This is a genomic window from Paenibacillus sp. YPG26, assembly GCF_023704175.1.
GTDB lineage: Bacteria > Bacillota > Bacilli > Paenibacillales > Paenibacillaceae > Fontibacillus.
Genome location: NZ_CP084530.1, coordinates 1,897,112 through 1,909,922 on the forward strand (window position 1 = coordinate 1,897,112; position 12,811 = coordinate 1,909,922).

Annotated in this window: 13 protein-coding genes; 9 read left to right on the plus strand and 4 right to left on the minus strand. The window is 49.6% G+C overall.

Annotated elements, in window-relative coordinates:
- Positions 1-184 precede the first annotated feature (184 nt).
- On the plus strand, positions 185-1,630 hold the full coding sequence (locus LDO05_RS08925; protein WP_251378481.1) for an MFS transporter: 1,446 nt from the start codon (positions 185-187) through the stop codon (positions 1,628-1,630).
- 123 nt (positions 1,631-1,753) lie between these two features.
- Here the strand turns inward: LDO05_RS08925 and LDO05_RS08930 are convergent, their stop codons facing one another.
- Both LDO05_RS08930 and LDO05_RS08935 read right to left on the minus strand, forming a co-directional pair.
- A complete protein-coding gene (locus tag LDO05_RS08930) occupies positions 1,754-3,274 on the minus strand; it encodes a solute symporter family protein (RefSeq protein WP_251378482.1) in 1,521 nt (506 codons plus the stop codon).
- The gene (locus LDO05_RS08935; protein WP_251378483.1) at positions 3,271-3,585 is read right to left on the minus strand and encodes a DUF485 domain-containing protein; all 315 of its coding nucleotides are present in this window, start codon (positions 3,583-3,585) and stop codon (positions 3,271-3,273) included. Before LDO05_RS08935 ends, LDO05_RS08930 begins: the two co-directional genes overlap by 4 nt.
- A 474-nt stretch (positions 3,586-4,059) precedes the next feature.
- Here LDO05_RS08935 and LDO05_RS08940 point away from each other — a divergent pair, with 474 nt between their 5' ends.
- A complete protein-coding gene (locus LDO05_RS08940) occupies positions 4,060-5,115 on the plus strand; it encodes a CotH kinase family protein (RefSeq protein WP_251378484.1) in 1,056 nt (351 codons plus the stop codon).
- Positions 5,116-5,183: 68 nt separating this feature from the next.
- Positions 5,184-5,510, plus strand: coding sequence for a DUF4190 domain-containing protein (locus tag LDO05_RS08945; RefSeq protein ID WP_251378485.1), 327 nt, complete (start codon positions 5,184-5,186; stop codon positions 5,508-5,510).
- A 152-nt stretch (positions 5,511-5,662) separates the two neighbouring features.
- On the opposite strand, the gene LDO05_RS08950 is transcribed toward LDO05_RS08945, so the two are convergent.
- Positions 5,663-6,229, minus strand: coding sequence for a beta-class carbonic anhydrase (locus LDO05_RS08950; RefSeq protein WP_251378486.1), 567 nt, complete (start codon positions 6,227-6,229; stop codon positions 5,663-5,665).
- A gap of 29 nt (positions 6,230-6,258) precedes the next feature.
- A complete protein-coding gene (locus LDO05_RS08955) occupies positions 6,259-6,582 on the minus strand; it encodes an iron-sulfur cluster biosynthesis family protein (protein WP_251378487.1) in 324 nt (107 codons plus the stop codon).
- A gap of 113 nt (positions 6,583-6,695) precedes the next feature.
- Here LDO05_RS08955 and LDO05_RS08960 point away from each other — a divergent pair, with 113 nt between their 5' ends.
- From LDO05_RS08960 to cotE, 6 genes are all read left to right on the plus strand, one after another.
- Positions 6,696-8,213, plus strand: coding sequence for a carboxypeptidase M32 (locus LDO05_RS08960; protein ID WP_251378488.1), 1,518 nt, complete (start codon positions 6,696-6,698; stop codon positions 8,211-8,213).
- A gap of 150 nt (positions 8,214-8,363) precedes the next feature.
- Positions 8,364-9,368 carry an ABC transporter substrate-binding protein gene (locus LDO05_RS08965; RefSeq protein WP_251378489.1) on the plus strand — a complete coding sequence of 335 codons (1,005 nt, stop codon included), beginning with the start codon at positions 8,364-8,366 and terminating at the stop codon, positions 9,366-9,368.
- A gap of 18 nt (positions 9,369-9,386) precedes the next feature.
- Positions 9,387-10,178: an ABC transporter ATP-binding protein gene (locus LDO05_RS08970; protein WP_251378490.1), complete on the plus strand. Its 792-nt coding sequence runs from the start codon at positions 9,387-9,389 to the stop codon at positions 10,176-10,178.
- Positions 10,171-11,013, plus strand: coding sequence for an ABC transporter permease (locus LDO05_RS08975; RefSeq protein ID WP_251378491.1), 843 nt, complete (start codon positions 10,171-10,173; stop codon positions 11,011-11,013). Before LDO05_RS08970 ends, LDO05_RS08975 begins: the two co-directional genes overlap by 8 nt.
- A 122-nt stretch (positions 11,014-11,135) precedes the next feature.
- A complete protein-coding gene (locus tag LDO05_RS08980) occupies positions 11,136-12,119 on the plus strand; it encodes an aromatic acid exporter family protein (protein ID WP_251378492.1) in 984 nt (327 codons plus the stop codon).
- Between the two features lie 96 nt (positions 12,120-12,215).
- Positions 12,216-12,764, plus strand: a complete 549-nt coding sequence (gene cotE, locus LDO05_RS08985; protein WP_251378493.1) for an outer spore coat protein CotE — start codon at positions 12,216-12,218, stop codon at positions 12,762-12,764.
- Positions 12,765-12,811 lie beyond the last annotated feature (47 nt).

The window sequence follows — 12,811 nt, forward strand, 5'->3', positions numbered from 1 at the left end:
TGCCTTATATAATACCATGTTTATCTAATCAATCCAAAGGCGGGACACGCACAATTATTCATCCGTCTCCAGAACTCGTGGTTAGCGGATCCTGATGCAAGATCAGCTAAATTGGAGTATAATATGCGATCTAGATACCGCTGACTCCACAATTAATTACAAGTTAAAGAATAGAGGTGTAAGCATGAAGGCAATTCCCCATACCTATCAGGAGAATGAGGCGGTCCAGCGAAGAAGATGGCTCATCCTTATCGCTGTTAATTTATTTACTTTCATGGCGACCTTGGATGGAAGCATCGTGAATATTGCCCTGCCGGAAATATCATCGAAGCTCTCTCTGGACGTAGCTCAGACCGAGTGGGTGGCAACCAGCTACTTAATGGCGATCTGCGCGGCGGTGCTATTCTTCGGGAAGCTCGGCGACCATGCTGGCAAGATACGGATATTCAAAATTGGCACTGTGGTGTTCCTGATCGGGTCTTTGTTGTGCGGCTTCAGTACAAGCCTGACCTTCTTGATCATTTCCAGAGTGGTACAAGCCATAGGTGCCTCAATGACCATGGCGAACAATATGGGGATCATAACAGATATCTTCCCGGCAAATGAGCGAGGGCGCGCACTCGGATTAATCGGCACTTTCGTATCGCTTGGAAGCATTGCCGGACCGAGTATCGGCGGCGTCCTGGTCTCTACGTTAGGCTGGGAGTATATTTTCTGGGTGAACCTGCCGATTGGGCTTGCGGCAATAGGTCTTGGCTGGAAGGTACTGCCGGATGATCTGGTGAGATCCCGAACGCGAATCGACTTGCCGGGAAGCTTGTTGTTCGCTTGCTTTATAATGCTTCTGTTCACGGGTCTCCTGCTGGGTCAGCAGACAGGCTATCGTAACGGATGGATTATCGCAAGTCTTGCTGCTTCGGTAGCAGCCTTCCTTCTCTTCCTGTGGGTTGAGAAGCGGAGCCAGAATCCACTTTTGCAGCTGTCTCTGTTCCGCAATTCCTGGTTCTCACTTAGCATCCTGTGCGGATTTCTTGTGTTCGTAGCGGTATTCTGCTTCAATATTCTAGCTCCGTTCTATACCCAGGGCATATTGCAGTTGACCCCTTCCCACGCGGGCCTTCTTCTCATGCTCTTTCCAGTCACTATGGTCATTGTCGCTCCTTTGAGTGGGGCGCTATCGGACAAGATTGGTTCTGAACTGCTTACCTTTGCTGGACTCATAGTCAACGTAACCGCCTTGTACGGGATGGCTACTCTTCATCAAGGAAGTTCGATTGGTTGGGTAGGGCTGTGGACCGCACTCCTGGGAGTAGGCAACGGGTTATTTCAGTCTCCAAATAATTCTCTGGTCATGTCCAAGGTGCCTAGAACCCAGCTCGGAGCGGCTGGAAGCATTAATTCATTAATCCGGAACATTGGCATGGTTGTCGGTATTACCGTAGCGACTACCACTTTGTTCAGTGTAATGAGCAGCCAGGCTGGACGCAGGGTAATCGGGTTAATACCGGGCCGGCCGGATATATTTTTAACAGGTATGCATACTGTCTTTATCCTTGCTGCTTGTATTTGCCTCGTTGCTGCCGTACTAACGGGGTGGAGGTTATGGGCTTCAAGAATGCATAGACATTAACCAACTCGGAATTAAAAAATATAGCGCACCCTCTATAGTTACTTGGAGAGCCTCTTAGGACTTTCCTTGTAAGGTTAGGGGGTGCGCTTGGCTTGAGAGTCAGAATTTAAGCTCGTTCATTGCTTATAGACCGGTATTAGCCTTGACCATAACCTCGGTATATTTCTTAGCATCGGTCTTGGACGATAGATACGTGCCTACAATAGCGCCGATGAACCCAAGGGGAATCGATACGATACCTGGATTGGCAAGCGGGAACAAGGCTTCTCCTGTGAAAATGGCTTTTCCCGCTGGGTCCCACACACTAGGGCTGACAGCCACAAGAAGAAGGGCGCTGATCAGACCGGTCAGCATCCCGCTGATGGCACCGGCTGTATTGAATCTGCGCCAGAAGATCGTAAAGACCAGCACAGGCAGATTGGCACTAGCTGCAACCGCGAAGGCAAGCGAGACCAGGAAGGCCACATTCAGCTTCATCGCGAACAGGGCAAGAATGATCGACAGCAGGGATACTCCGACGGATGCCCAGCGGGCAGCCTTAAGCTGCTGCTTCTCGGAGGCATTGCCTTTCTTGATGATATGGCCATAGAAATCGTGCGCGAATGCGGATGCGGCCGACAACACAAGACCCGTAACTACCGCAAGTATGGTGGCGAAGGCGACGGCGGAAATGAACGCGAACAGAAAATCGCCGCCCAGTGCCTTGGCGAGCAGCGGAGCTGCCAGGTTGCCTCCCTTGTCCTGAGCTGTAATCGCATCAGCTCCTACGAAGGCAGCGGCTCCGAATCCCAGGAATACGGTCATAATATAGAAAATGCCGATAATCCAGGTGGCATAGACGACCGAACTGCGGGCGGTTGGAGCATCTTTGACCGTGAAGAACCGGATCAGAATATGCGGCAGACCCGCGGTTCCAAGCACCAGCGCCAGATTGAGGCTCAGGGTATCAAGCGGAACCTTATATTTGTTACCAGGATTAAGGAAGGCTTCACCCAGAGGAGTTGCCGTCTTCAAATGATTGAACATCTCCGTCAGGGAGAAATTGAACTTCGCAAATACGATCAGGGAGATGATGAATGTACCGCCCATGAGCAGGACCGCCTTCGTAATCTGCACCCAGCTCGTCGCCGTCATGCCGCCGAAGACGACATACACGGTCATCAGAACGCCTACAATCACGATGGAGGTCATAGCGTCCAGCCCAAGAAGCAGGCGTATCAAGCTGCCCGCCCCAACCAGCTGTGCAATCATATAGAAGGTGGAGATCGTAATCGTATTAAGAGCGGCAACCCCGCGGATTTTCTTGTCATTGAAGCGGGCGGCAATCATGTCGGCCATTGTGTATTTACCTAAGTTTCTAAGAGGTTCGGCAATGAGATAGAGTACCACGAGGTAAGCGACAAGAAAGCCAATGCTGTAGAAGAACCCGTCAAAGCCTACCAGCGCAATGGAACCGGCAATCCCTAGAAAAGAGGCCGCGGACATGTAATCTCCCGCGATCGCAAGGCCGTTCTGCCAGCCGGTTAGACCACCGCCGCCTGTATAAAATTCATTGGTGCTGTTGGTCCGTTTGGAAGCGAAATAAGTGATGATCAGCGTAATGGCTACAATGGCGAGAAAGAGAAAGAAGGCGGTTGTATTCATGCTTTTTTCCTCCCAGCAGCTTCTTGCTTGATTTGCTCTATATCCTGGTCGAACTGAACAGATTTGCGCGAGTAAATGATACATAACGTCCACGTCATGATGAACTGGGCAAAAGCGAACACCCAAGCCCAGCTGATTGGTCCAATGGCTGGCTCGTTCAAGACATCAGTGTACGAGGTCAGCACCGGAAGCAGGAAGTAGAACACAAGGAAGAACAAGGTCATCGGAAATAAAAATCGTTTTTTCTTGTGCATCAATCGTTTGAAGTGGGGACTCGTCGAAATTCGATTGTAATCCGGGTTCGGTTCCATGTCATTCCCTCCAGTACAAAATATGATAATTCAGTGACATTATGTAAGCGCTTTATTAGCATATTAACATTTTTGGATTCTTAGAATAGGCCAATGGTTCTAAAAATTTTTATTTCATAATCCAGTCTATTACTATAAGCTTGTAATTAGATTATGGGGGGATAGCAGATGTTTCTCGTCTATTTCATGATTGTTGTCGTTGCGGTGGTCATTGTCTGGGCGACCTTCTGGGTCACGAAGAAAGCTTACTCCAAGAAGTGGGATCAACCTGAAGATTAAGCAGACGATAAAGATGTTCAAGAGGATGGGTGCGCGACAAGTGCATTCATCCTCTTTTTCGTGGAAGGGGGTTAAGTCTAAATCTGATTGTTGTTGCGTTCTGATCTGCAGCAGATCAGCTTCGGGTTCAGCCCAATCTGGCTTGGAAGCTGCTGCATAAGCTGTAACAGCAATTGTGAAATGAGGCGGTAGAATATGGGTCTGCCAGTTTACCGGATAGGAATGAAGAAGGCTGACATCACGCAGCTTAACCAGAATATCTGGTCCAAGGAATTCGTCCGCGGTGAATTCAGTATGAAGGGAATCAGCCGGCCAGCCCGGATCAGATTCCGCGGAGAACATACCCGTGAGTATCCCAAGCGATCGTTCGAGATCAGAACCAGGGGACGCACCTATCATTTCAATGCCCAATACGATGATCCATCCATGCTGCGCAACGCGCTGTCTTTTCAATTCTTTGAAGCTATAGGTGTACCTGCTCCGGCTGCACAGCACTGTGTGCTCGTAATGAATGGAGAACTGCTGGGCGTGTATTTGAGGCTTGAGGCCGTGAAGACAAGCTTTTTCCGCACAAGAGCTATACCAGCAAGGAGCATATTCTATGCGGTAAATGATAATGCAGACTTCTCCTTATTCGATAAGGACAATGGACTTCTCAAGGAGTCCTTGTTCTCCGGTTACAGCCTGATAAAAGGTTGGAAGAAGGACAGACAGAGGTTAGAGCAGTTCGTACATTTGCTGAATGCCAAACAAGGGAATGAGCTTCTCAGCTTCCTTCAGCGGCGGATAAATATAGACAATTATCTGCGGTGGCTGTGCGGCGCAGTGATGACGGGGAATGATGATGGACTGCGCCAAAATTATACCTGGTATGAGCATAAGACGACCGGTAAATATGGTATTGTTCCATGGGATTACGAGGGGACCTGGGGAAGGAATTTCTATGGTGCAAGGACGGACTCCAACGTAATCGAGATCCAAGGAGATAATCAATTAACAGGGAAAATGTTAAGCTTTCGACCGCTGCGTGCGGAGTATAAGAGGCTGCTGCGGAGCTTTCTAACGAAGGACTTCAGGACGGCTATAATCATGGGAGCAGCTAGGCGGATGCACAGCCGCATTACTGCCGATGCTGGAAGAGATCCGAACACGAAGTGGGCGATGAGCGATTTCCACGGTGAATTGGGAGTAATCCGGGAGTACACGGAAGAGAGAAGAGAATATTTGATTCAGCATCTGAAGGACCTATAGATCTCCTGTTCCCAGGAGGGAATATATGGTAACCTGTTCATACCACTATTTAGGAGGTCTATAACTCCATGTATCAAGAATCGCAGGATCCTTTTGCTTATGAACGTTATCATCAACGGCCACCTGTCCGGACAAATACCAAGTCAATCGTCTCCCTCGTGCTGGGGATATGCTCTATCTCCGTACCTTATCTCGGATTCGTAATCGGTATTGTGGCCATTATTTTTGCATGCCTTTCATTCAGAGAACTTAAGTATAGCGGTGAGAGGGGCAGGGGGCTATCGGTGGCTGGTCTGGTCTGCGGGATTGTAGGAACCGTGTTCTACGCAGGGGCTATTGTGCTAATCGTCTTATCTATGCTCTACATGTCGAACTATGGTGCGTATGTTTGGTAAAATTTGATACATCCCTGTTATCGCATGACTTCGACCCTCTGTCATAGACTCATAGGAGCTGTATGTCAGCTGATGACCTGCATTCACAAGTGTATTTCTGATCAAAAAAACAGCACGGACGCAGCGTCCGTGCCAAAAGCATTGAGAGATGTCTAGTCCTGTTCACGCCCGTCTACGACAAGCTCCAATTCTCCAGTTGTCGAATCGATAATCATGCCGTGTACAGGGAAATGGGGTGGGAGTAATGGGTGATTCTTAATAATCTCCACAGTATGGATTACCCCCTCTTTTTCGGTACTAAACCCGCGCAGCCATTTTTTTAATTTGATGCCTGAATTCTCAAGCGTATCGAAGACCTCAGTAGAAATTCCTTTTTCATGGATCGAATTGATGATCCTGTCCGAGTTGATGGAAGCCATGCCGCAGCCTGTGTGACCAACTACGATAACCTCTTCCGCACCCAGCTCATAGATGGCTACCAGCACACTACGCATAACACTACCAAACGGCTGGGAGATAATAGCGCCCGCGTTCTTAATGATCTTGGCATCTCCATTGCGCAGGTTCATGGCTCTTGGCAGAAGCTCAACGAGACGGGTATCCATACAAGTTACGATAGCCAGCTTTTTGGATGGGAACTTATCAGAAATATAACTTTCGTATTCTTTTTCCTCGACAAATTGCTTGTTGTAGTTCAGGATTTCGGTAATGTTGCTCATGATCTTATTCCTCCAGTATTTGTCGTTGTTTAGTTGCCGCGAATATCATGCAGTTTGACATTCTGGCCATAGATTTGCGAATCTCCTTCAAGCCGGAACGATCCGTCCAAGGGATCACCCTTGAGTCTTAGCTGATCCTCATAGAATACGGCGCGCTGGGGATCTACCCAGAAGGGGAACGACTCGTTCTCGATCGGGACGTCTGTAGGGTCTGGCTGGCTGATAATTTGAAAAGAAGTAATCCCGTAGCATCCACAGCCTTCAGTGTCATACAGCAGCCGGACTTGTCCGGGTTGCTCGCCGATCTTTGTGTTCAGAATATCCTTCGCCTGCTGGTCCAAAGTAATTCTCATGGTCTCCCTCTCCCTCTAGCTCAAGTAAGTACGCCTTTAAAAGTTGATTATATAGATTGTAATAAGTATCATCAAGAGGAACACCAAAATTTAGAATTGAGGTGAACCTGGTAATGGAACAGGATATTCAGCAGAAGCTGGAACAATTTAGGGAGCTTAACAAGAAAATTAGAAGCTACTATGAAGCCGTCGCTTTAATGGCATGGGATCTGCGCACAGGCGCTCCAAGAAAAGGGGCAGAGACCCGGGCAGAGACACTGGGTGTACTGTCAACGGAGTCATTCAAATTGCAGACTTCGCCTGAGATGGGCGAACTCCTTAAGGCTCTGAACCGTCCAGAAATATTGGAACAGTTAGACGATGTCAATCGCCGGATTGTGGAGAATGTACAGGAAGAATATGACCGCAGTATTAAGATTCCTGCGGATAAATATCAGGAATATGTGACGCTTGCCTCTCATTCGGAGACGTTGTGGGAGGACTTCAAGGAGAATTCCGATTTCGCAGGATTTGAACCCTATTTGACCCAAATCGTTGCCAAGCTGCAGGAATTCATTGATTATTGGGGACCCCGGGATACACGTTATGACACGCTGCTGAACCTCTATGAGCCAGGGCTTACCACAGTGAAGCTGGATGAAGTGTTCGGGCAGCTTCGTGACCGGCTTGTTCCACTTGTCGAAGCAATTCAAGCTTCACCGGACAAGCCCGAATTCCAATTTCTGAATCAACTGTATGACCAGGACCAGCAGGAGAAATTCAGCAAATTCCTGCTTGAGCAGATTGGCTATGACTTTGAGGCAGGACGTATGGATGAAAGTGTTCATCCTTTCGCAACTGGGCTGAATCCAGGGGATGTACGGATCACTACACATTACTTGCAGGACGATGTGACAAGTGCCTTATTCAGTGCTCTCCATGAGGGTGGACACGCGCTCTATGAGCAGAACGTGAGCCCCGAGTTGACCGGAACCCCGCTGGCTGAAGGAACCTCGATGGGCATTCACGAATCCCAGTCCCGGTTCTGGGAGAATATGATTGGGCGCAGCCGTCCCTTCTGGGACCGTTATTTCAGTGATCTGCAGCAGCATTTCCCCGAGCAGCTGGCATCTGTATCCGTAGAAGATTTCCACCGGGCAGTGAACCGGGTTGGGAATTCACTGATCCGTACCGAGTCGGATGAGCTGACCTATAATCTTCACATCATTATCCGGTACGAGATCGAGAAGCAGCTGTTCAATGAAAGCCTTAGTGTTCAAGATCTTCCTAAAGTCTGGAATGAGAAGTATGAGAAGTATTTAGGCATCGTTCCGCCAAACGATGGCGTTGGTGTTCTGCAGGACGTCCATTGGTCTGGAGGAAGCTTTGGATACTTCCCATCCTATTCCCTTGGCAACATGTACGCGGCACAGATCGCGCACACCATCCGCAAGGAGATCCCGGGCTTTGATGAATTGATCGCGGAAGGGAATTTTGCACCAATCAAGGATTGGCTGACCGATAAGATTTATAAGTACGGGAAGAGCCGGAAGCCGGCTGAATTGATTCTGGATATAACAGGAGAAGAGCTGAATCCGAATTATCTTGCCGATTATTTGGAACAGAAATATAAGGCGCTGTACAATCTGTAAATGTGTACTGAACTTAGGCCGAACTTGGGGTTACACCCCCGGGTTCGGTCTTTTTGGTAGGTTCATAACCTTTCGGTAGACGCGTGCATACATTGGAGCATAGCCTTAAGCTGACAGCAGCAGGGCACGTAAGCACAAGGAGGGAAGCAAATGAGGAAATCACGGGCAGCGATGTGGGTGGCCATTATGCTGGTGTGCAGTATAGCTCTTGGCGGTTGCGGTACCGACGGCCAGGGGGCGAAGATTCAGCTCGGCGAGGTCACACGTTCAGTGTTCTATGCTCCGCAGTATGTGGCACTTGAGAAGGGATTCTTCAAGGAGAATGGGCTGGATGTCGAGCTTAGAACGACTTCTGGTGGCGATAAGACGATGACTGCTCTCTTGTCGGGTGGCATTGATGTTGCACTTGTTGGAGCTGAGACCTCCATTTACGTATACCAGCAGGGTTCGGAAGATCCGGTTCTGAACTTTGCGGGGCTTACCCAGACCGATGGGACTTTTCTCGTGTCCCGTCAACAGATCAAGAACTTTCATTGGGACTCGCTGAAGCAATCGGTATTCCTCGGTCAGCGCAAAGGAGGTATGCCACAAATGGCGGGTGAATTTGCTCTTAAAAAGCACGGAATAAATCCGCATCAGGACTTGAAATTGATCCAGAATGTAGATTTCGCCAACATTACCGCCGCCTTTATTTCGGGAACAGGAGATTATGTGCAGCTGTTCGAGCCGCAAGCTTCAATCATCGAGAAGGAAGGCAAGGGCCATGTCATTGCTTCCTTCGGCACGGAGAGCGGCAAGCTGCCTTACACAGCCTACATGAGCAAGAAGAGTTATATTGATGGACATAAGGAACAGGTGCAGAAATTTACAGATGCAATTTTTAAGGCCCAGCAGTGGGTGAACGAGCACTCTCCGGAAGAAGTTGCCCAGGTGGTATCCCCTTATTTCAAGGATACGGACCAAGCGATCCTCGCTAGTGCCATTAAGCGTTACAAAGAGCAGGGAACTTATGCGCTGACTCCGGGGATTGACGAAGCATCCTGGAATAATCTTTTGGATGTCATGGCTGCAGCTGGTGAGCTTAAGGAGAGGATACCTGTATCCAAGCTTGTCGAACCTTCCTTCGCACAACAAGCCGCAGAAGCCGGCAAATAATAGAGAGGGGCGCGGGAAATGGAGCCGGTTATTGAACTACAAGATGTTGAGCACGTCTACGTTACGGACAGGGAAGCTGTCCTCGCGCTTGAAGGGATGAATATCGCGGTTCAGCCAGGTGAATTCATCAGCCTGGTGGGTCCGAGCGGCTGCGGCAAAACCACCCTGCTCTCGATCATGGCCGGGCTTCTTATCCCCACCAGAGGCAGGGTTCTACTGAACGGAAAGCCTGTCACCGGGCCTGATCCCGGTGTAGGTTATATGCTGCAGCAGGATTATCTGTTCCCTTGGCGCCGAATTCTGGATAATGCTGTTCTAGGTCTGGAGCTAAGAGGACAGCTGAGTCCGGAACGCAAGGAATCGGTGGTTCAGCTTCTTGAAGGCATGGGACTCGGAGGAACCGGGGAGTTGTATCCTTCCCAGCTGTCTGGAGGCATGCGCCAGCGGGTGGCTCTGGTGAGAACTTTAGCTGCGGAGCCGGATCTCCTGCTGCTGGATGAGCCTTTCTCTGCACTGGATTATCAGACCAAATTACAGCTCGAGGATCTGATCGCGGAGACGCTGCAGGCCCGGAGCAAGACGGCGATCCTGGTTACACATGACCTGGCTGAGGCGATCGCGGTCAGTGACCGGGTGATTGTCCTGGCGGCAAGGCCTGGGAGAATCCGGAAGACTTTCGAGGTACCGGACAATATAAGGTCCGCACAGCCCTTCTATGCCCGTGAGCAGGAAGGCTTCAATGAGCTGTTTCACCAAATCTGGAAAGAGCTTGAAGCCACTGAGAGAAAGGAGCAGGTGCCAGATGAGTGAGCGGGTAAGTTCCCAGGATAATCAGGCTAATCCTTCAGGTGATTGGCTGCATACTCTGCATCAGGACTACCGGCACCGTAAGCGCCGCAGAGGGCGGGTGATCCTGTTCACTCAGCTGTCGATTCTGCTCAGTCTGATCCTGATCTGGGAGATAGCGGGACGCTTCAGATGGATTGATGTCCTGATCTTCAGCTATCCCTCCAAGGTATTCGCACAGATCTGGAAGGATGTGCTTAGTGGAGAGCTTTGGCCGCATCTGGGCACTACCGTGCTTGAGACGTCTGCAGGCTTCCTGCTGGGCACCTTGGCAGGAACTCTGCTGGCTGTATTAATCTGGTGGTCCCCGTTCCTGTCCAAAGTACTTGATCCTTATATGGTAGTCTTCAACAGCATGCCCAAAGTGGCCTTGGGACCTATCTTTATTGTTCTGTTTGGCGGGGGATTTACGGCGATTGTAATGACAACCTTGTCAATCACGGTCATTATAACCACCCTTGTTGTGAACAGCAGCTTTAATGAGGTCGACCCGAACCTGGTAAAAGTAGTCCGGACTTTTGGAGGCAGCCGTAAGGATGTATTCCGCAAGGTGATCCTTCCCGCGTCATTTCCGGCGATCGTCTCTACCCTGAAGGTCAATGTCGGCATGGCCTGGGTAGGCGTCATTGTAGGTGAGTTCCTTGTTGCAAAAGAAGGACTCGGGTACTTGATCATTTATGGCTTCCAAGTCTTCAACTTCACTCTTGTGTTATCCAGCCTGGTAATCATCGCTGTAGCAGCGACTGGAATGTATCAGCTGGTTGTCTATATAGAACACAAGCTGCTTCGGGAGCGTTAACGCTCCCATCGCTGCTTGAGATTGGTAAAGGAATAAGGGCGCTTCCCGCCTGTATTATTGTGAACGTGTATCAAATCTTATAGGATAGAGAATAGTGAGAGACTACAAGTGGGGGGTGTACGATGGGTTTTAGAGTGATCAAGACCACCATTGCAACTGTGCTTGCGATTGTTATTGCTCATTTGCTGGGGATTCTGAATCCCTTGTCAGCAGGTCTGCTTGCTATATTGGGCGTGGATGTTACACGGAAAAGGAGCATTCACACCGTATCCTCCCGTTTTTTTGCTTCCATAATGGGGCTCGTGATGTCCTCAGTGTTATTCTACATATTCGGGTTTCATATTTGGGTGCTTGCCGTATATATCCTGATCGGATTCCCGCTGATCTCAAGAGCTAATCTGAAAGAAGGCATCGTGACAAGCTCTGTAGTTGTATTTCGCGTGTTCGGCGGGGAGGATGTCAGCTTCGAAGCCCTGTTCACACAAATATTGCTGCTGATTATCGGGCTTGGAAGTGCTGTGGTCGTTAATCTGATCTATATGCCAAATGAAGAGGACAAGCTTACAGGCATCCGAAGGAAAGTCGATAGCTTGTTCGGACTCATCTTCGAGCGGATCGCCTCCCAGCTCCGTGACCCCGACTATGTCTGGGATGGCCAGGAGTTGATTGAGGCGAGCCGGGAGGTGGAGCTGGGCTTGTCCACCGCTAACCGGGCCTTGGACAACCAGGTTATTGCTCCGGATGAGGCATGGGCGATCTATTTCTATATGCGCAAGCAGCAGCTTGACCGGATCGAGAGTATGCTGCAGCTGATCTCGCAGGTCTATCAGAGAATGCCGCAAGGAGAGAAGGCCTCGGTACTGTTCGATCAGCTGTCCATAGATGTGAAGAGAGAGACGTATACGGGCAACACAGAACATATGCTGCAAGAGCTGGAGAAGGAGTTCAAAGCGATGGAGCTCCCGCACAGCAGGGAGGAATTCGAGATTCGCTCCGCCATTCTTCAGCTGTGCAGGGAGCTGGCTTTATACCTGGATATTTCCAGGACGAGCAAGTATCCTACCGAGAAGAGCATCCGAAAGCGGGCAGTGAAACAAAAAACATAAATATAATGAATTCATCCCTCCAATTAATCAACATTCGCCCATGTCCTGCATACACTTGATAGTGAATGATTGATTTGTATGGAGGAGGTTCAAACCATGTCATCGAAATATCAAAGTAGAGAGATTATTACGAAGGCGATCTGCGGCAAAGGTCGTAAGTTCTCTACCGTAACACATACCGTGACTCCGCCTCAGAATCCGTCAAGTATACTGGGGGCCTGGATCATCAACCACCAGTATGAGGCGGTTGCTGCAGGTGACGGAATTGAAGTTATTGGGACATACGATATCAATATTTGGTACTCGTATGAGAGGAACTCACAGACCGCCGTGGCGAAAGAAAAGGTATCTTATGTTGAGCTTGTACCGCTTTCTTATCTGGATTCCAGACACCGGTCTTCGTCGGTGGAGGTATCTGCGGATGCGACGCAGGAACCCAGCACCGTCGAAGCCAGTGTGTCGGGAGACGGCAGCGTGCTTATTCGTGTGGAGCGCGAATTCGCTGTCGAGCTTGTTGCTGAGACCAAGATAAATGTCCTTGTCGTACCGGGCGGCAGCGACTTCGAAGACAAAGACTTTGACTTCAGCGGAGATGGCGGGGATTACGAAGATCTTGATCCGGATCTCCTGGATGATGATCTGTAACTGAATACTCTATTGTATGCAGCTGCCTGAGCAGCGACGAGGGCGGG